We start from the raw sequence: 18,260 nt of genomic DNA on the forward strand, positions 1-18,260 counted from the left end.
TCTCCTGTCGGGACGGGAATTCGTCCGGTTGAGGAGAAGGCTAATGTTTACCCTGTGATGCAATAAGTAGATGGAAACTGAAAGACTGTCCCTTTCGGGTTGACAATTTTGTGCGCTGAATCACGTATTCTTGTCCGACGATCGCGCGCCGTCCGGGCATAATCTGCAGGGTCGGCGTTAGGCTTTTAACCCTTTGATATCAGTGATCTTTACCCATGAAAACCGTGGCAATGGTGCTGTTTCCAGACTTTCTCCTGCTCGACATGGCCGGGCCCATGGAGGTGTTTTCCATCGCCAATCGTTATCTGGAGCCGAAGGACCATTACCAGCTCTCGACGATCGGCACCGAGCACGGCCCGTTGCGCGCTTCCAACGGCGTCAGCGTCCAGGCCGACATGCATATCGACCAGGCGCGCGACAACTATGACCTGCTGCTGGTGCCCGGGGGGCCGGGGGCCTACAACGAAAAGCATCCACCCTTGCTCGACTGGCTGGCGGGAGCCGTGCGCCGCTCGGCCGTTTATGGCTCGATCTGCACCGGGGCCTTCATCCTCGGGCATGCCGGGTTGCTCGACGGGTTTCGGGTGACGACCCACTGGCACTACACGGAGCGCCTGATCCGGGCCTTCCCCAAGGCAACAGTGGAGACCGACCAGATCTTCGTCGAGGACCGCAACCTGATCACCTCGGGCGGGGTCACCGCCGGCATCGACCTGGCATTGGCGGTGGTCGCCCGCGACCATGGCAAGAAAGTTGCCCAGGACGTGGCCAAGGTGTTGCTGGTGGTGATGAAGCGCCAGGGCGGGCAGGCGCAGTTCAGCCCGTTGATGGCCACGGTGGCGCCGCAGGAAACGCCGGTGACCCGGGTGCAGAACCATGTGCTCGAACGCCTGGACGAAGCCTTCAGCATCGAGCGCATGGCCAGCCTGGCGAACATGAGCACGCGCCATTTCGCCCGGGTGTTCGCCCGGGAAGTGAACATGACGCCGATGGAGTTCCTGCAAAGCGCACGCATCGACCGCGCGCGGAACCTGCTGGAGACCAGCGACCTGCCGCTCAAGACCGTGGCCTACAAAAGCGGCTTCGGCAGCGTGCGCCACATGCGCTTTCTGTTCAGTGAAAAGCTCGGCCTGACCCCCACCCAGTACCGCGAACAGTTCAGCTAGTGCCGGCTTGTCCGTCTGGCGCACCGCGATGGCCGTGACGCTCCCTCCAGGGCGGTTGTACCGTCATCGCTGCCTGCCAAGATACTGGGGAATTCTTGGTAATGGAGGTGCGGGAGCCTGGCGCCAGGCCGGGTTTCCAGCACGTGGATGCGCATGAACAGCGTCAGAGATTTGAACAGTGATGCGGTGCTGCGGTTCGGCCCCTACGCCTTCCACCTGCGGCAGCGGCTGGTCCTGGACGGCGATCGGCCGTTGCGCATGGGCGGGCGTGCCCTGGATATCCTGCGGGTGCTGGTCGAGCGCGCCGGCCAGGTGGTGGGCAAGGACGAACTGATCGCCTGCGTCTGGCCGAACTCGGTGGTCGAGGACATCAACCTGCGCGTGCACATCGCCGCCCTGCGACGCGCCCTTGGCGAAGGCCCGGACGGGCAAGGCTACATCGTCAATATTCCGCAGCGCGGTTATTGCTTCATCGCCCCGGTGCTGCGCGAGGCGCAAGAAGAGCCGGTCGCGCTGGCCAGCCTGCACAAACCCCAACACAACCTGCCGGCACGGCTGACCCCGGTCACCGGCCGCGACCCGCTGGTCGGCAGCCTGGTCCGGCAGTTGCCGGTGCGCCGCTTCATGACCCTGGTCGGTCCGGCGGGGATCGGCAAGACCACGGTCGCGCTGCGGGTCGCCGAGCTGCTGTTGCAGCACTACCGCGATGGCGTGTGGTTCATCGATTTGGCGGCCATCGACGACCCGGCGCAACTGGTCGAGCACATGAGGCACAGCCTCGAGCTGGACGCCGGCCTGGAGGCGCTGGCAACCCGGCATGCCTTGCTGGTGCTGGACAATTGCGAGCACCTGCTCGAACGCTGCCGGGCCGTGGTCGAGCAGTTGCTGGCCTCGGCGCCACGGCTGTCGATCCTGGCCACCAGCCGCGAACCGCTACAGGCTGCGGGGGAGACCGTGCATGGCCTGGCGGCCCTGTCGGTGCCGCCGGCTTCGGCGTTGCACAGCGTGGCCGAGGTCATGAGCCATTCGGCGGTGCAACTGTTCGTTAGCCGCGCCCGGGCCCGCCAGCAAGACTTTGCCTTGCGGGAACAGGACCTGGCAGCGGTGCGCGAAATCTGCCGACGGCTCGATGGCTTGCCATTGGCCATCGAACTGGCGGCGGCGCAGATCGACGCGCTGGCGCTGGTGGGGCTGCAAGCGCAGCTGGACAACTGCTTTCAACTGCTGACCCAGGGCCGGCGCACCGCCGTGGCGCGGCATCAGACGCTCAAGTCCGCCCTGGACTGGAGCTATCAACGCCTGAGCCGGCTGGAGCAGACCCTGTTGCAGCGCCTGGCGGTGTTCGACACGGCCTTCACCGTGCGGGCCGCCACCGACGTCATCAGCTGTGCGGTGCTGCGGCCCGAGTGCGTGGCCGAGGTCATGGCGCAGTTGGCGCGCAAATCGCTGCTGGCGCTGGAGCAGGGCCAGGGCACGACGCATTACCGCTTTCTCAACACCACCCGCGCCTACGCGCTGGAAAAGCTCGAACACAGCGGGCAGCTGCGGGTGTTCGAACGGCGGCATGCCCACGCCATCGGCAAGACCCGCTGGCTGTCAGTCAGGAAGGTCTCGTTGCAGCTCATCGAGCAATTCACGGACGCGGGTTAGGTCCGGCGTGGCGAAACCTTCGGTGAACCGGGCGTAGAGCGGTGCGAGCAGCTCATGGGCGCGCCGGGCCTGGCCCTGGCGCTGCCAGAGCCGGGCCAGCGAGGTGGCGCTGCGCAATTCCCAGGTCAGCGCGCCCTGGGCCCTGGCCACTGCCAACGCCTGGTGCAGCACCGCTTCGGCGGTGTCAGGCGCATTGTCGGTCAGCAGCGCCTCGGCCCTGGCGCGCAGGATCTCCGCCGTGCTCCAGCCCGCCGTGCCGCTTTCGGCCCGTTGCAGCAAGGCGTTATCGATGAAAGCGCCGTCCAGGGTCACCATGATTTCGCCGATCAGCCCGACGCCGGATTGCGTCGGCGAGAACTCAGGGGCGCCTTCGATGACCTGCGCATAGTGCCGGCCCCAGGTGTAGAACAGCAGCACCGAATGCTTCTGCGCCTGCTCCAGCAGCAGGCGCAGGAGTTCGCGGGCGGTCGCGGTGTCGCCGTTGTAGTGGGCGATCAGGCAGCCGGCCAGCGCCAGGGTGTAGCAGATGGACGTGCCGTGGTTGATCTGCAAGGCGATCTCCAGGGCCTGGCGCGCGGTGCGCCAGGCTTTTTCCGGATGGCCCTGCAACCAGAGGATCCGCGCCAGGATCGTCAGGGCGGCGACGCTCTGGTCGTATTGCACGCCAAAGCCGCGGGTGAAGCGGCTCAGGTTGCCGCTCTGGGCCATCAGCTGGATGACTTGCTCGGCCTTGTCCCGGGCCTGCGGTTGGTCGCCGGCAAAGTGCAGGGCCAGCACCTGCAGGCGCTGGGTGCTGAGGGACATTGCGTTGGCGCCGGCGTCGCGCAGCGCCAGGTGGTCGAACTGCCGGCTTTGCTCCAGGGCCAGTTGGTAGTGGCCGCAACTGAGGTTGACCGCCATGTGCCCGGACACCGCCTTGAGCTGGGCGGCCACATCGTCGCTGCCTTCGGCCAGGGTCCTGGCGGCGACGAAGGCCTCGATGGCTTCGGCGCTGCTGCCCTGGGTGTGGTAACAGGCGCTGCCGAGCGCCAGCTTGAGGGCCTGGGTCAGGCGCGGGCAGGGCTGGTCTGTCGCGTGCAGCAGGGTCAGCGCCTTGCGCACATGGGCGCCATGTTCCTTGAGCAGCGACAGCTCCTGCCACAGCGGCGCGGAGACCGCGGCCAGGCGGATCGCCAGCTGTTGCGGGCCCTGGGCATTCAGGCCCCAGTCGAGCGCCGCGCGGATGTCTTCCAGGCTGCGGGCGTGCCGCTCGACCCAGAGCGTCGAGGGGGTCTGTTCCCAATCGTCCTGGGCCTGGTGCATCAGGGCCAGGCAACGTTCGGCGTGTCGCCTGCGGGTAGCCGGCAGCTCGGCGGCCTGCTCGAGTTTTTCCAGGGCATAGCTGCGGGTGGTGTCCAGCAGGCGATAGAACACTTCCTCGTCGCCGACCTCCACGTTCAGCAGGGACTTGGCCACCAGCTGGGTGATCGAGGTAAAGACCACGCGGGCTTCGATGTGCTCGCCGACGATCACCGCCGCGGCCGATTGCAGGGTGAAGCCGCCCCGGAAGATGCCCAGCCGGCGCAGGCAGGCCTGCTCGCAGGCGCTGAGCAGCTCGAAGCTCCAGTCCAGGGTGGCGCGCAGGGTCTGATGACGGCCCGGGGTGATCTGGCCGCCCTGGGGCAGCAGGCGAAAGCTGCCTTGCAACTGGCTGAGCAAGCCGGCGAGCCCCAGGTTGCCGACCTGGGCGGCGGCCAGTTCGATGGCCAGGGGAATGCCGTCCAGGCGCCGGCAGATATCGATCGCCAGGGGCAGTTCGGCGTGGCTCAGTTCGAAACTGTCGTGGCTGGCCATCGCCCGTTCGACGAACAACTGCAGGGCCGAAAAAGTCAGGGCCTGGGCGCGGTCCAGCACCGCGATGGGCGGTGGGCAATCGAGGGATTCCAGGCGTTGCACGAATTCGCCCTCGGCCCGCAGGCTCTCGCGGCTGGTGGCCAGGACATGCACCTGCGGCGCCGCGCGCAGGATGCTTTCGCAGAGCGGCGCAATGGCGTCGAGCAAGTGCTCGCAGTTGTCGATCACCAGCAGCATCTGCCGCTCGCGCAGGAAGCTCGCCAGGCCGGCCACCGGTTCGCCGTCGTGCAGCGCCAGGTCGAGGAGGGTCGCCAGGTGGCTGGTGATCATTTGCGGGTCGTTGAGCGGCGCCAGGTCCAGCAGGCGGATGCCGTCGCGGTACTGGCCGATCAGCTGTTCGGCGACCCGCAGGGCCACGGTGGTCTTGCCGATGCCGCCGGGGCCGACCAGGGTGATGAAACGCTGGCGCGCCAGTTGCCGCATCACATTGTCCACCAGCACCTGGCGGCCGATCAGGCGGGTGCGGCGCACCGGCAGGTTATGCCCGCTCGGCTCGGCGGGAGCGCCTTCAGGGCTTTGCTCGAAACGCTCGGGGGAGAACGGCTCCAGGGAGAAGGGCGCGACGAAGCTGTAGCCGCGCTGGGCCACGGTGACGATGTAGCGCTGGCCGGCCTGGCCGTCGCCCAGGGCCTTGCGCAGCGCCGCCATGTGCACCCGCAGGTTGGTGTCTTCGACCACGCTCCTGGGCCAGACCCGGGCGATCAGTTGCTGCTTGCTGACCACTTCGCCGGCGTGTTCCAGGAGGATCAGCAGGATGTCCATGGAGCGGCGGCCCAGGCGCAAGGGCCGCTCGGCTTCCAGGATCAGGCGTTGCCCGGGGTAGATCCGGTAGGGGCCGAAATGCACAGCTTGTTCGGGGGCTAGGGTCAACGGCTCACTCCTGCTGCTTTGCTTTTTTCCAGTGTTTCCCGTGGCACCTGTGCGGGAAGGGCGGACGAAGGGCACGACCTTCTATCTCGCGGTTTTCGAGCATGTTCCTCAGGTTTCCCGAACAACGCAACGCGACGCGGACGGGCGTGCATCCGGTGCGCTGACCGCAGCAATCTCCTTGCCAGCGATGGGCCCCGTATTCATTGGCCGCGGTCCTGGCGACGAGCGGGCAGGGGCGATGCCCGCGCCACTGAAAATTAACAACGTTTAACTCGCCCTGTATCCGCCCTACGCCCAAAACTCCAGGTCTTCATGTCGCCGATCGAAGGGACGATCGTGCATGCCGCGCGAAGAAAAAAGGGATGAACACGTCTGGAGGATGCCGGAATGAGCAAGGTGGTGGTGGTCTATCACAGTGGCTATGGCCATACCCGGGTCATGGCCGAAGCCGTGGCCCAGGGGGTGGAAAGCCACCTGAACAGCGCCTGCCGGCTGATCCCGGTCGAGGAGGTGCACGACCAGTGGGAGCGCCTGCACCAGGCCGACGCCATCATCTTCGGCGCGCCGACCTACATGGGCAGCGCCTCGGCGCCGTTCAAGGGCTTCATGGAAGCCACCGCGGCCTTCTACCTGGCCCAGCCCTGGCGCGACAAGCTCGCCGCCGGCTTCACCAATTCCGGTTGCCTGTGTGGCGACAAGCTCAACACCTTGTTGCAGATGGCGGTCTTCGCGGCCCAGCACTCGATGATCTGGGTCGGCCTCGACCTGCTGCCGGCGCGCTCCAGCAGCGGGGTCTTCGATGGCCAGTTGAATCGCCTTGGCAGTTCCCTGGGCGCCATGGCCCAGTCGAATGTCGAACAGTCCCCCGAACACGCACCCCCGCTCGAAGACCGCCGCACCGCCGCGCACCTGGGCCAGCGGGTGGCGCGCCTGGCCGAGCGTATGGCCCATTCATCGATTTGAGTCACCCAACCCCCTGAAGGAGCAAAACGCCATGAGTACATTCACCACGCGCGACGGTACCGAGATCTATTACAAGGACTGGGGCAGCGGCCAACCCATCGTCTTCAGCCATGGCTGGCCGCTGAATGCCGACAGCTGGGAGGCGCAGATGATCTTCCTGGCGTCCAAGGGCTACCGGGTCATCGCCCATGACCGCCGCGGGCATGGCCGCTCCAGCCAACCCTGGTCGGGCAACGAGATGGACACCTACGCCGACGACCTGGCGCAGTTGATCGAACGCCTGGACCTGCAGAACGCGGTGCTGTTCGGCTTCTCCACCGGCGGTGGCGAAGTGGCGCGCTACATCGGTCGCCACGGCACGGCGCGGGTCGCCAAGGCCGGGCTGATTTCCGCGGTGCCGCCGCTGATGCTCAGGACCGCGGCCAACCCTGGCGGCCTGCCGATCGAAGTCTTCGACGGCCTGCGCGAAGCGTCGCTGGCCGACCGTTCGCAGCTGTACAAGGACGTCGCCAGCGGGCCGTTCTTCGGGTTCAACCAGCCTGGCGCCAAGCCGTCCCAGGGCATGATCGACTGGTTCTGGATGCAGGGCATGATGGCGGGCCACAAGAACACCTATGACTGCATCAAGGCCTTCTCCGAAACCGACTTCACTGAAGACCTGAAGAAGTTCGACGTGCCGACCCTGGTGGTGCACGGCGACGCCGACCAGATCGTGCCGATCGAAGCCGCCGGCATTGCCTCGGCCAAGCTGGTCAAGGACGCGAAGCTGCTGGTCTACCCAGGCGCGCCCCATGGCCTGACCGACACCCACAAGGATCAGCTCAACGCCGACCTGCTGGCGTTCATCGAGGCCTGAGTCGCTCGGCGACCTGCGCCTGATCCATAAAAAAACGCCGGGAGGTTTTTGCCTCTCGGCGTTTTTTATTGCCGGATCTCAAGCGTGTCGCGGCCTTATGCGCTTGCCTGGTTGAGGCAAGGGCGGGCGCGCAGGACCCGGCACCGCCAGGCGAACGGGTTGATGCCTTCGCTGTGGGTGAAGATGTGGCAGAAGTGCGCCTGGTCGCAGAAGCCGCATTCCAGGCTGATCTGCGTCAGGGTCAGGTCGGTGTCCTGGATCAGTTGCTTGGCCCGGGCGATGCGCTGGCAGCGGATCCATTCCTGGGGCGACAGGCCGGTGCTGCACTTGAAGGCGCGGGAGAAATGGCTGCGGGACAGGGCGCAGGCCCGGGCGAGCTCGGCGACTTCCAGGGTGCTGCTCAGGCCGTCGAGGATCATTTGCTTGACCAGGCTTTCGCGCCAGGGAGAAAGGCCGCCGGGGGTGGTTTTTCGGCTTTGTGGGGCGGGCGCCCTGACGGCGTTGTGCTGAGCGTGGGCCATGACGAAATTCCGTGTCGGTGGGCATGCGCCGACGCACCGCAGGGTGGGTCGGGCGCTTCCCGATTTAGAAAACAGGTCTGCGCAGAGGGCTTCATTCTTGGTGGCGTGGCGGGGGCTTGCGAGTTAAACGTTGTTAATTCCGTTAATCCGCAGGTGGGCAGTGGCCGCAACTGAGCACATGGCTGCAATTTTTGCGGCGCGCGGCCGGTGCATGATCGACCTTGTACGGCTGGCTCGGGAGTGGCCGTTTTTCTGACTCGATCAAAAAGGTGAAGGCATGACGCATTCTCTGCTGTGCACGCTGCGCGGAGCAGCCCTGGCATTGGCCCTGACATCGCTTGGCGCCCAGGCGCAGGCGCCGGTCCAGGGCACCCAGGTACCCGGTTACTACCGCCTGGCGGTGGGCGACTACGAAGTGACGGCGCTGTTCGATGGCTACAACGACCTGTCGCCGAAGCTGCTCCAGGGCATGACCCAGGGCCAGATCCGCGCCTTGCTGGCCCGCCGCTCGATCGAGACCCCGGGGGTACAGACCGCCTTCAACGCCTTTTTGGTCAACACCGGCAAGCAACTGATCCTGGTGGACACCGGCGCCGGCCAGTGCATCGGCGCCACCGCCGGCATGCTCACGGCGAACATGCAGGCCGCCGGTTATCGCCCGGAGCAGGTCGACGCCATCCTGCTCACCCACCTGCACCTGGACCACGTGTGCGGGCTGGTGGATGGCAAGCAACAACCGCTGTTCGCCAACGCCACGGTCTACGTCGCCCAGGCCGAAGCCGACTACTGGCTCGATCCGCAGGCGCTGGCCAAGGCGCCCGCCGGTGCCCGGGAGTTTTTCAAGATCGCCCAGGACTCCACCGCCCCGTACCGCGCCGCCGGACGCTTCAAGACCTTCGCCAGCGGCCAGTCGCCGGTGCCGGGCGTCGAGGCCCAGCTGGAAGCCGGGCATACCCCGGGCAGCACCACCTACCGCTTCACTTCCCAGGGCCAGAGCATCCTGTTCATGGGCGACCTGGTGCATAACCTGGCGGTGCAGTTCGAGCACCCGGAAGTGTCGATCCGTTTCGACGTCGACAACCAGCAGGCGATCAAGGCCCGGGCCAAGGTCTTCAGCGAGGCGGCCAGCAACAAGACCTGGGTGACCGCGGCGCACCTGCCGTTCCCGGGCGTGGGCCATATCGCCGCGGTGGATGGGCATTTCCAGTGGGTGCCGGCCGAGTACGGGCCTTACCAGCGGGCGGCCAAGGTGCCGATGATCGAGTGACGTGCGCTGGCTGAACACACAAGGGGACTGCCGCTATGAACCGTAACGATCTGCGCCGCATCGACATGAACCTGCTGGTGATTTTCGAGGCCCTGATGTTCGAAAAGAACCTGACCCGGGTCGCGGAAAAACTGTTCATGGGCCAGCCCGCGGTGAGCGCCGCGCTCGGCCGCCTGCGCGACCTGTTCGACGATCCGCTGCTGTTGCGCAACGGCCGCGGGATGGAGCCGACGGCCCGGGCGCTGGTGATCCTCAAGGAGCTGCAACCGGCGATGGATGCGATCTCGGGCGCGGTCAGCCGGGCCAAGGAGTTCGATCCGGCGACCAGCTGCGACCTGTTCCGCATCGGCCTCTCGGACGATGCCGAGTTCGGCCTGTTCCCGCCGTTGTTGAGCCAGTTGCGCGAGGAGGCCCCGGGCATAGTCGTGGTAGTGCGCCGGGCCAACTACCTGTTGATGCCGGCCTTGCTGGCCTCGGGGGAGATCTCGGTCGGGGTCAGCTACACCACCGAGTTGCCGGCCAATGCCAAGCGCAAGAAGTTGCGCGATATCGGCTGCAAGGTGCTGCGCGGTGACAACCGGCCCGAGCCCTTGACCCTCGATGAATACTGCCGGCGGCCCCACGCCATGGTGTCGTTCTCCGGCGACCTGAGCGGCAATATCGACCTCGACCTGGCCAAGGTCGGGCGTACCCGCCGCGTGGTCCTGGGCGTGCCGCAGTTCAGCGGTCTGCGGGCCTTGCTCGCCGGCACCGAGATGATCGCCACCGTGCCCGACTACGCGGCCTGTGCCCTGGTCGAAGGCTGTGCCTTGCGCGCCGAGGACCCGCCGTTCGCCATCGAGGCGGCGCAGTTGTCCATGGCCTGGAGCGGGGTGCACGACAACGATCCGGCCGAGCGCTGGTTGCGTTCGCGGATCGCCCAGTTCATGTCCGAGCCCTTGAAGATCCACAGCGCCTAGGCGCTGGCGATCGTGCCGGGCCCCGTGGCGAAGAGAGCACATGCGTTCAATTTTTCCCGCCCGCGCAGCGGCACCATGCAATCTCGGCGTTGACGCCGAGGACTTTTCAAATTGTGCGGGTGTGCCAATGAACGCTTCACTATGGGATGAACGGGCCCGGGACCTCGGGCTGCTGTTTCTGCGGGTCAGCGCCGGGCTGTTTCTGCTGTGGGTGCACGGCCTGCCGAAACTGCTCGACTACAGCGCGCAACTGCAAAGCATCGAAGACCCGTTCCAGCTGGGCGCCAACCTGACGCTGATACTGGCGATCTTCGCCGAGGTGCTGTGCCCGTTGCTGATCGTCGCCGGGGTGGCGGTGCGCCTGGCCTGCCTGCCGATCCTCGCGGTGCTGCTGGTGGCACTGCTGGTGGTGCACCCGCAATGGAGCCTGGCCGAAGGCCAGTTCGCCTGGCTGCTGTTGATCCTGTTCAGCAGCATTCTTATCGCCGGCCCGGGACGGCTGGCCCTCAATGATCGTTTCGCCGGAGCCTTGCGTTATGTCTGATTCCAATCGCCTCGAGGCCAGTGCGCGGCCGGACTCCGATGAGGTCGTGACGCTGATTGTCAAGCACCGGGTCAAGGCTGGCCTGGAAGCGCCTTATGAAGCCTGGCTGCGGCGCATTGTCGGGGTTGCCGGGCAGTACGAAGGGCACCTGGGCGTGGACGTGATTCGCGGCAAGAGCGGCGGCCTCGACCTGTTCACCTGCGTGCTGCGCTTTTGCTCCACCGAGGCGATGCAGCGCTGGCTCGACTCGCCGCAACGCCGGGCGCTGGTCGACGAAGCCGCGCCGATGCTGGCCGACGGCGACCAGACCGAAGTCCACCCGGTCCATGAATTCTGGTTTTCCACCCAGGCCGATGCCGCTTCGCCACCGCCACGGTGGAAACAGGCGCTGTTGACTATGCTGGTCATTCTGCCGCACACCCTGCTGGTGCCGCTGATCTGGGGGCCTGTGCTGCAACTGAATACCTGGCTTGGCAATTACGTGGTCGCCACTTTCCTGATCACCCTGACCATCGTGCTCTCGGTGGTCTACCTGTTCATGCCCCTGGCGACCCGGCTGTTCGCCCCCTGGTTGCAAGCCTCTGTCACCGATCGACACCTGGAGCCCGGCCATGGCCAATAACGACGACCCGACCGATCCTCTGCGCCGCCACTTGCTCGCGGCCGGATCCTTGCTCAGCGCCGCGGCGGCTTTCTGGCCGCGCCTGTCCCTTGCCTCTTCCCATTCAGAAGGACATCCGATGAACGCCGATCTGATTCTGTTCAATGGTCAATTCCACACCGTCGACCGTGAGAAACCCCGCGCCAGCGCGGTCGCCATCAGCCAGGGGCGCTTCGTCGCGGTGGGCACCGATGCCGAGGCCATGGCCTTGCGCGGCAGCGCCACCCAGGTCATCGACCTCAAGGGCCGCACGGTGATCCCCGGCCTCAACGACTCGCACCTGCACCTGATCCGTGGCGGCCTGAACTACAACCTGGAACTGCGCTGGGAAGGCGTGCCGTCGCTGGCCGACGCCCTGCGCATGCTCAAGGACCAGGCCGACCGTACGCCGACCCCGCAGTGGGTGCGGGTGGTGGGCGGCTGGAACGAATTCCAGTTCGCCGAAAAGCGCATGCCGACCCTGGAAGAACTCAACCAGGCGGCGCCGGACACCCCGGTGTTCGTCCTGCACCTGTACGACCGCGCCTTGCTCAACCGCGCGGCCCTGCGCGTTGCCGGCTACACCCGCAACACGCCGAACCCGCCGGGCGGCGAGATCGTCCGCGACAGCAACGGCGAACCTACTGGCATGCTGGTGGCGCGGCCCAATGCGATGATCCTCTATTCGACCCTGGCCAAGGGGCCGAAGCTGCCGCTGGAATACCAGGTCAACTCGACCCGCCAGTTCATGCGCGAACTCAATCGCCTGGGCCTGACCAGCGCCATCGATGCCGGCGGCGGTTTCCAGAACTATCCGGACGACTACGCGGTGATCGAGCAACTGGCCCGGGAGCAGCAGTTGACGGTGCGCATCGCCTACAACCTGTTCACCCAGAAGCCCAAGGAAGAACTCACCGACTTCAAGAACTGGACCGGCAGCGTCAAGCTGCACCAGGGCGATGACTTCCTGCGCCACAACGGCGCGGGGGAAATGCTGGTGTTCTCCGCCGCCGACTTCGAGGACTTCCTCGAACCGCGTCCGGACCTGCCGCAGACCATGGAGCAGGAACTGGAGCCGGTGGTGCGGCATCTGGTGGAACAGCGCTGGCCGTTCCGTCTGCACGCGACCTACGACGAGTCGATCTCGCGCATGCTCGACGTGTTCGAGAAGGTCAACCGCGACATCCCATTCAACGGCCTGCCGTGGTTCTTCGACCACGCCGAAACCATCACGCCGAAAAACATCGAGCGGGTTCGCGCCCTCGGTGGCGGCATCGCGATCCAGGACCGCATGGCGTTCCAGGGCGAGTACTTCGTCGACCGCTACGGCGCCAAGGCCGCCGAACAGACCCCGCCGATCAAGCGCATGCTCGCCGAAGGCGTGCCAGTAGGCGCCGGCACCGATGCCACCCGCGTCTCCAGCTACAACCCCTGGACCTCGCTGTACTGGATGGTCAGCGGCAAGACAGTGGGCGGTATGGAGCTGCACGCCGAAGGCCTGCCCCGGCAGACCGCGCTGGAACTGTTCACCCACGGCAGCGCCTGGTTCTCCTCGGAGCAGGGCAAGAAGGGCCAGATCAAGGTCGGCCAGCTGGCGGACCTGGCGGCCCTGTCCGCGGACTTCTTCAGTGTCGAGGAAGAGGCCATCAAGTGGATCGAGTCGGTGCTGACCGTGGTCGACGGCAAGGTGGTGTACGCCGCCGGCGACTTCTCCAAGCTTTCGCCGCCGATGGTGCCGGTGCTGCCGGACTGGTCGCCGGTGGTCAAGGTGCCGGGGCACTGGCGTCCGACCTCGCCGCTGGTGGCCCAGGTGCACCAGTGCAGCGGCCCGTGTGCGGTGCACTCCCACAGCCACGAGCGGGCGCGCCTGTCGAATGTGCCGGTCAGTGACTTCCAGGGCTTCTGGGGCGCCTTCGGCTGCTCGTGCTTTGCCTTCTGACGATCCACAACAGTGCCGGCCGCAGCGGCCGGCGCTCATAGCGACATCCACCCACCTAGGAGTTTCACATGAGCAACGTACCCTACAAACGTCTGGACATTAATGACGCCGTTGTCCTGCTGGTCGACCATCAGACCGGCCTGATCTCGCTGGTCCAGGATTTCTCGCCGAACGAGTTCAAGAACAACGTGCTGGCCCTGGCCGACTGCGCCAAGTTCTTCAAACTGCCGACCATCCTCACCACCAGCTTCGAATCCGGTCCGAACGGCCCGCTGGTACCCGAGCTGAAAGAGATGTTCCCGGATGCGCCCTATATCGCTCGTCCAGGCCAGATCAATGCCTGGGACAACGAAGACTTCGTCAAGGCGATCAAGGCCACCGGCCGCAAGCAACTGATCATCGCCGGCGTCGTCACCGACGTCTGCGTGGCGTTCCCGACCCTGTGCGCACTGGAAGAAGGTTTTGACGTGTTCGTCGTGACCGACGCTTCCGGCACCTTCAACGAAGTGGTGCAGCAGGCCGCCTGGGCCCGCATGACCGCCGCCGGCGCGCAACTGGTCAACTGGTTCTCCGTGGCGTGTGAGTTGCAGCGTGACTGGCGCAACGACATGGAAGGCCTGGCCAACCTGCTGTCGCAGCGTATCCCGAACTACCGCAACCTGATGAACAGCTACTCGGCATTCACTGCCAAATAAGCCTGGCGTTATCGCCGAGCTGAAAAAATGCCCGCCATTGTGCGGGCATTTTTTTGCCTCGCGGACAGCGCGATCCCTGTAGCCGCTGGCGTAGCCTGCGATCGGCGGCGTAGCCGTCGTAAAACCAGGCGATGTGGTTTTCCAGGCAGATCGCGGACTCAGGTTTTGCGGCAACTGCGTTGCCGTTCGCAGCCTCGCAAGCTCGGCAGCGGCTACACAGGCATCGCGGTCCCTGTAGCCGCTGCCGCAGGCTGCAATCGGCGGCGCAGCCGTCGTAAAACCAGGCGATGTGGTTTTCCAGGCAGATCGCGGACTCAGGTTTTGCGGCAACTGCGTTGCCGTTCGCAGCCTCGCAAGCTCGGCAGCGGCTACACAGGCATCGCGGTCCCTGTAGCCGCTGGCGCAGGCTGCGATCGGCGGCGTAGCCGGCGTAAAACCAGGCGATGTGGTTTTCCAGGCAGATCGCGGACTCAGGTTTTGCGGCAACTGCGTTGCCGTTCGCAGCCTCGCAAGCTCGGCAGCGGCTACACAGGCATCACGGTCCCTGTAGCCGCTGCCGCAGGCTGCGATCGGCGGCGTAGCCGTCGTAAAACCAGGCGATGTGGTTTTCCAGGCAGATCGCGGACTCGGGTTTTGCGGCAACTGCGTTGCCGTTCGCAGCCTCGCAAGCTCGGCAGCGGCTACACAGGCATCGCGATCCCTGTAGCCGCTGGCGTAGCCTGCGATCGGCGGCGTAGCCGTCGTAAAACCAGGCGATGTGGTTTTCCAGGCAGATCGCGGACTCGGGTTTTGCGGCAACTGCGTTGCCGTTCGCAGCCTCGCAAGCTCGGCAGCGGCTACACAGGCATCGCGGTCTCTGTAGCCGCTGCCGCAGGCTGCGATCGGCGGCGTAGCCGTCGTAAAACCAGGCGATGTGGTTTTCCAGGCAGATCGCGGACTCAGGTTTTGCGGCAACTGCGTTGCCGTTCGCAGCCTCGCAAGCTCGGCAGCGGCTACACAGGCATCGCGGTCCCTGTAGCCGCTGCCGCAGGCTGCGATCGGCGGCGTAGCCGTCGTAAAACCAGGCGATGTGGTTTTCCAGGTGGAATGAGGTGCCGGAACGCGAAAAAGCCGCTATAAAGCGTTCAGCTGTCAACCAGAGAGTGACAATGAACCCGTTCGAAGACATGCGTATTTTTTGCCAGGTCATGGACTCCGGCAGCTTCACCGCGGCGGCGGATCAGTTGGGCCTGTCCAAGCAGTTCGTCAGCCGGCGCCTGATGCAACTGGAGGAGCGCCTGGGCGTGCGCCTGCTCAATCGCTCGACCCGGCGCCTGGACGTGACACCCCTGGGGCAGAGCTATTACGAGTCGGCCCTGCGCCTGCTCAGCGAAGTCGAGCAGGTGGAGCAGGGCATCGCCGGCCAGACCGTCGAACCCCGGGGCACCATTCGCCTGAGCGCGCCGCTGTCGTTCGCCATGGCCCACTTGGGGGAACTGTTGCCGCTGTTCCTGCAGCGCTATCGCGATGTCGCGGTCGAGGTCGATCTCAGTGACCGCCCGGTGGACCTGCTCGGCGAGGGCTATGACCTGGCCTTGCGCATCGGCGTGCTGGAAGACTCGACGCTGATCGCCCGCCGCATCGCCTCGATCCAGCGGGTGTATTGCGCCAGCCCGGCGTACCTCGCCGAGCGCGGCACGCCGCGCAGGCCCGAGGAGCTGCAAGGGCACGACTGCCTGCCTTACGGCCACGGCCGCCAGGTGCAGTGGCGTTTCGAAGGGCAGGGCAACAAGCCCTTGCTGGTCAACGTCACCGGCAGGATGCGGGTCAACAACGGCGAATTGCTCAAGGACGCGGCCATCGCCGGCATGGGCATCACTTACCTGCCGACCTTCATCGTCGAGGCGGCGCTCAAGGACGGGCGACTGGTGTCGCTGCTGGACGACTTCGAGCCCGCGCCCCTGGCCCTGTCGGCGGTCTACCCGCAGCACCGCCAGGGTTCGCGACCGGTGCAGGTGTTTATCGAGTTCCTGCGTGAACAGCTGAATCGCGGCGTGGCGTCGGTCGCGCGATAAGGCGCGGGGAGCATGCGCTGGCGTTAGCGGCAGGAGCCTGGGCCATCCGGGGCGGTTGCCGGCTCAGCGCCCGAATCCCGCAGGCTCTCCCAACAATGCCTTTTGCCGCCAGGCGGGGGCGCTGGTGGGGAAAAGCACTTCGGTTGGCCGCAAGCGCGCGATGCCGCAGGCCGCGGCGATACGCTGGCGTTGCTGGCCGCGGACAAGCGCTTGCCGATAACTGCTTTCGCTCTGTCGCAGCCCCAGCACATAACCCACGCCCGCCTGGAAATCGCCTGCATGGGCTTGCCACCAGGCTGCGATCAACGGCGGTTCGGGCCAGGGCAAGTTCTCATCGGGGTCCATGACGACATTGGCATCCTCAGGGTCGTCGTTCGGGCCGGCATCGAAATCCGGCAGGTCCTGCAATTCCAGATCGAGCAGCGCCAGGTCGGCGCCAGTCATCAGGCTGAAGGCCTCGCCAGCGACGCGGGCATGCGGCAGGTCGCTCATCTGCTGGATCAGCCAGGGCACGCTGACCGGGTCGCCCAGCAGCCCGACGGCCTGGATGCCGATGCGCCGTTGCTCGGGGTTCTGCATCAACTGGCGGATCCAGGCGATGCTGCGCTCGCGCTGTTGCCAGGCCAGCAATACGCAGAGCGCGCGGTACTGGAATTCGCCCGCTTGCTCGGCGAACTGGCGCAGCGGCTCCAAAGCTTCCTCGTCGCCCATCTGCGCGGTGGCCCAGTTGGCCCAGAAGCGTGGGGCTGCATCCTGATGCTGGCGGTGGGCACGAATCGCCGGCATCAGGTCACGACGACGCAGCTCGCCCGCCATGCGCGCGGCCTGGGCGATAACGGCCGCATCGGCATGCGCCAATCCTGCAATCAACACTGCCCCCGGATCACGCCGGTGCATGCCGCAGGCGGCCAGGCCGATGCAGCGAAACAACGCTTCCGGCGAGCCGAGCAGCTTCTCCACCCAGGGTTCGACTCGGGGCCAGTCCAGCCAGCCCAGCGCGGCACCCATATAACGGGCACCGTCGGGGTGGGCGCGCAGATGTTCGGCCAACTGGGTCATTGCGCAAGTATTGGCGGCTTCGAAGGCCAGCACCGTGGCCGCGAATATCTCGCCCTCGGCGTTGGGGTTGAGCTGCTGGAGCACCAGGTCCAGGCTCTTTAGCCCGCCTATCTGCAAAGCATCCAGATGAGCTTCGATGCGCTTGTCGAGATCGAGCAGGTGCGGCAGGTCGTAGTGGGGGGCGTGCACGGCAAGGTCGCGCAGGCCGGCCAGAAAGGTGGCCTCCTCAATATGCTGGTCGATGACGATACTGAGGCTCGTCATCGATCAGTTTTCTGGGCAAACATGGCGCCGCCACGTGCTGCCGTCGAAACTGAGCACGCATTCGTCGCCTGCCACCCACAGCACATCGGGCTTGGCATCGATGGCGTAGTAGGCCTTTTTGCCCTTCAGCGGCACCTTGGTCTCGCGCAGCTGCATGCCGTCGTACTCGAGCAACTGGTCGGTTGCGGTCACGTAGAGCTTGCCGGCGAACTCAACCATGTTTTCCAGCACTTCGGCGCACAGGTCGCGATCACCGATATCTGTCCATCCCGCCTGCGCGCTGCCTCGCAGCAGGATCCCGCCGGACCCGCCGATGTACACCACACCATCGGCGGAGCAGTGCACGCAGTAAAGCGGCAGGTTGGTGGGTGCCACCGATGCCTGCCAGCCTTTGCCGTCCCAGTGCCAGATGGCGCCGCCATCGCCGACGGCATAGACGTCGTCGCGCGAGAACCCGTCAATGCCGTTCAGGCAGGCCGTGACCTCGTCCACCAACGGAACATAGAGCCCCTGGTCGATGCGTTGCCAGACGCCCTTGCTTTGCCTCAATACCTGGTTCTGTGTGCCGCAGGCATACAGTTCGCCGTCCACCTCGCAGAGGTCCATCAGGTAGACATTGTCGATGTCCAGCGTGGTGTCGGTGCTGGACTGCCCGGAGGGGTGTTCACGGAGTAGCCCGGCCCGCCCGAGGAAACAGTAGTTACCTTTCTGCTGCCCGCGCAGCGGTGCTCTCTGCAGAGCGCTGTAGACCACCTCGGGAATGTCGTAGACATGGAACCAGTCGTCCTGGTCGATCATCATCACCCGGGTTACGCTGGGCTCCGCGCCCTCCAGATAGAGATGCCCGCCGAGCAGCGCCTGCTCCGGTCCGATCGCGATAATGTTGGTGAAGTAGAGGGCGGTTTCGCTCTTTGCCATGG

General features: G+C 65.7%; 16 protein-coding genes. 11 read left to right on the forward strand and 5 right to left on the reverse strand.

Annotated elements, in window-relative coordinates; all coding sequences use genetic code 11:
• Nucleotides 1-215: 215 nt before the first annotated feature.
• The gene (locus tag NRG23_RS32490; RefSeq protein ID WP_009049592.1) at nucleotides 216-1,166 is read left to right on the forward strand and encodes a GlxA family transcriptional regulator; all 951 of its coding nucleotides are present in this window, start codon (nucleotides 216-218) and stop codon (nucleotides 1,164-1,166) included.
• A 153-nt stretch (nucleotides 1,167-1,319) separates the two neighbouring features.
• Nucleotides 1,320-2,816 (forward strand): winged helix-turn-helix domain-containing protein, encoded by a 1,497-nt coding sequence (locus NRG23_RS32495; RefSeq protein ID WP_028682131.1) that lies wholly within the window; start codon nucleotides 1,320-1,322, stop codon nucleotides 2,814-2,816.
• On the opposite strand, the gene NRG23_RS32500 is transcribed toward NRG23_RS32495, so the two are convergent.
• Nucleotides 2,763-5,579 carry a helix-turn-helix transcriptional regulator gene (locus NRG23_RS32500; RefSeq protein WP_257373429.1) on the reverse strand — a complete coding sequence of 939 codons (2,817 nt, stop codon included), beginning with the start codon at nucleotides 5,577-5,579 and terminating at the stop codon, nucleotides 2,763-2,765. The genes NRG23_RS32495 and NRG23_RS32500 overlap by 54 nt on opposite strands.
• Before the next feature lie 387 nt (nucleotides 5,580-5,966).
• Between NRG23_RS32500 and NRG23_RS32505 the strand changes: the two genes are divergently transcribed.
• Nucleotides 5,967-6,542 carry a flavodoxin family protein gene (locus tag NRG23_RS32505; protein WP_009049589.1) on the forward strand — a complete coding sequence of 192 codons (576 nt, stop codon included), beginning with the start codon at nucleotides 5,967-5,969 and terminating at the stop codon, nucleotides 6,540-6,542.
• Nucleotides 6,543-6,573: 31 nt separating this feature from the next.
• Entirely contained in the window at nucleotides 6,574-7,398 is an 825-nt protein-coding gene (locus NRG23_RS32510; protein ID WP_016703074.1) for an alpha/beta fold hydrolase, read from the forward strand.
• Nucleotides 7,399-7,493: 95 nt separating this feature from the next.
• Here NRG23_RS32510 and NRG23_RS32515 read toward each other — a convergent pair whose 3' ends face one another.
• Nucleotides 7,494-7,919 (reverse strand): AraC family transcriptional regulator, encoded by a 426-nt coding sequence (locus NRG23_RS32515; RefSeq protein ID WP_257373430.1) that lies wholly within the window; start codon nucleotides 7,917-7,919, stop codon nucleotides 7,494-7,496.
• 277 nt (nucleotides 7,920-8,196) lie between these two features.
• On the opposite strand from NRG23_RS32515, the gene NRG23_RS32520 reads away from it, so the two are divergent.
• The 6 genes from NRG23_RS32520 to ycaC all read left to right on the forward strand — a co-directional run bounded on the left by NRG23_RS32520 (nucleotide 8,197) and on the right by ycaC (nucleotide 13,963).
• Complete coding sequence (locus NRG23_RS32520; RefSeq protein ID WP_257373431.1) at nucleotides 8,197-9,186, forward strand: MBL fold metallo-hydrolase; 990 nt, start codon at nucleotides 8,197-8,199, stop codon at nucleotides 9,184-9,186.
• A 35-nt stretch (nucleotides 9,187-9,221) separates the two neighbouring features.
• Entirely contained in the window at nucleotides 9,222-10,145 is a 924-nt protein-coding gene (locus NRG23_RS32525; RefSeq protein WP_016703072.1) for a LysR family transcriptional regulator, read from the forward strand.
• 127 nt (nucleotides 10,146-10,272) lie between these two features.
• Nucleotides 10,273-10,689 (forward strand): DoxX family protein, encoded by a 417-nt coding sequence (locus NRG23_RS32530; protein ID WP_257373432.1) that lies wholly within the window; start codon nucleotides 10,273-10,275, stop codon nucleotides 10,687-10,689.
• Nucleotides 10,682-11,311 (forward strand): antibiotic biosynthesis monooxygenase, encoded by a 630-nt coding sequence (locus NRG23_RS32535; protein ID WP_257373433.1) that lies wholly within the window; start codon nucleotides 10,682-10,684, stop codon nucleotides 11,309-11,311. The genes NRG23_RS32530 and NRG23_RS32535 overlap by 8 nt, the downstream gene beginning before the upstream one ends.
• Before the next feature lie 118 nt (nucleotides 11,312-11,429).
• Nucleotides 11,430-13,268 carry an amidohydrolase gene (locus tag NRG23_RS32540; protein WP_009049582.1) on the forward strand — a complete coding sequence of 613 codons (1,839 nt, stop codon included), beginning with the start codon at nucleotides 11,430-11,432 and terminating at the stop codon, nucleotides 13,266-13,268.
• Nucleotides 13,269-13,336: 68 nt separating this feature from the next.
• Nucleotides 13,337-13,963 (forward strand): isochorismate family cysteine hydrolase YcaC, encoded by a 627-nt coding sequence (ycaC, locus tag NRG23_RS32545; RefSeq protein ID WP_023966047.1) that lies wholly within the window; start codon nucleotides 13,337-13,339, stop codon nucleotides 13,961-13,963.
• Between the two features lie 535 nt (nucleotides 13,964-14,498).
• Here the strand turns inward: ycaC and NRG23_RS32550 are convergent.
• Nucleotides 14,499-15,152: a hypothetical protein gene (locus tag NRG23_RS32550; RefSeq protein WP_257373434.1), complete on the reverse strand. Its 654-nt coding sequence runs from the start codon at nucleotides 15,150-15,152 to the stop codon at nucleotides 14,499-14,501.
• On the opposite strand from NRG23_RS32550, the gene NRG23_RS32555 reads away from it, so the two are divergent.
• Nucleotides 15,112-16,017 (forward strand): LysR family transcriptional regulator, encoded by a 906-nt coding sequence (locus tag NRG23_RS32555; RefSeq protein WP_009049580.1) that lies wholly within the window; start codon nucleotides 15,112-15,114, stop codon nucleotides 16,015-16,017. The genes NRG23_RS32550 and NRG23_RS32555 overlap by 41 nt on opposite strands.
• A 63-nt stretch (nucleotides 16,018-16,080) precedes the next feature.
• On the opposite strand, the gene NRG23_RS32560 is transcribed toward NRG23_RS32555, so the two are convergent.
• On the reverse strand, nucleotides 16,081-17,340 hold the full coding sequence (locus NRG23_RS32560; RefSeq protein WP_257373435.1) for a TIGR02270 family protein: 1,260 nt from the start codon (nucleotides 17,338-17,340) through the stop codon (nucleotides 16,081-16,083).
• 3 nt (nucleotides 17,341-17,343) lie between these two features.
• Nucleotides 17,344-18,258 carry a hypothetical protein gene (locus tag NRG23_RS32565; RefSeq protein ID WP_038633362.1) on the reverse strand — a complete coding sequence of 305 codons (915 nt, stop codon included), beginning with the start codon at nucleotides 18,256-18,258 and terminating at the stop codon, nucleotides 17,344-17,346.
• Nucleotides 18,259-18,260 lie beyond the last annotated feature (2 nt).

The organism is Pseudomonas sp. T8 (assembly GCF_024610635.1).
GTDB lineage: Bacteria > Pseudomonadota > Gammaproteobacteria > Pseudomonadales > Pseudomonadaceae > Aquipseudomonas > Aquipseudomonas chlororaphis_I.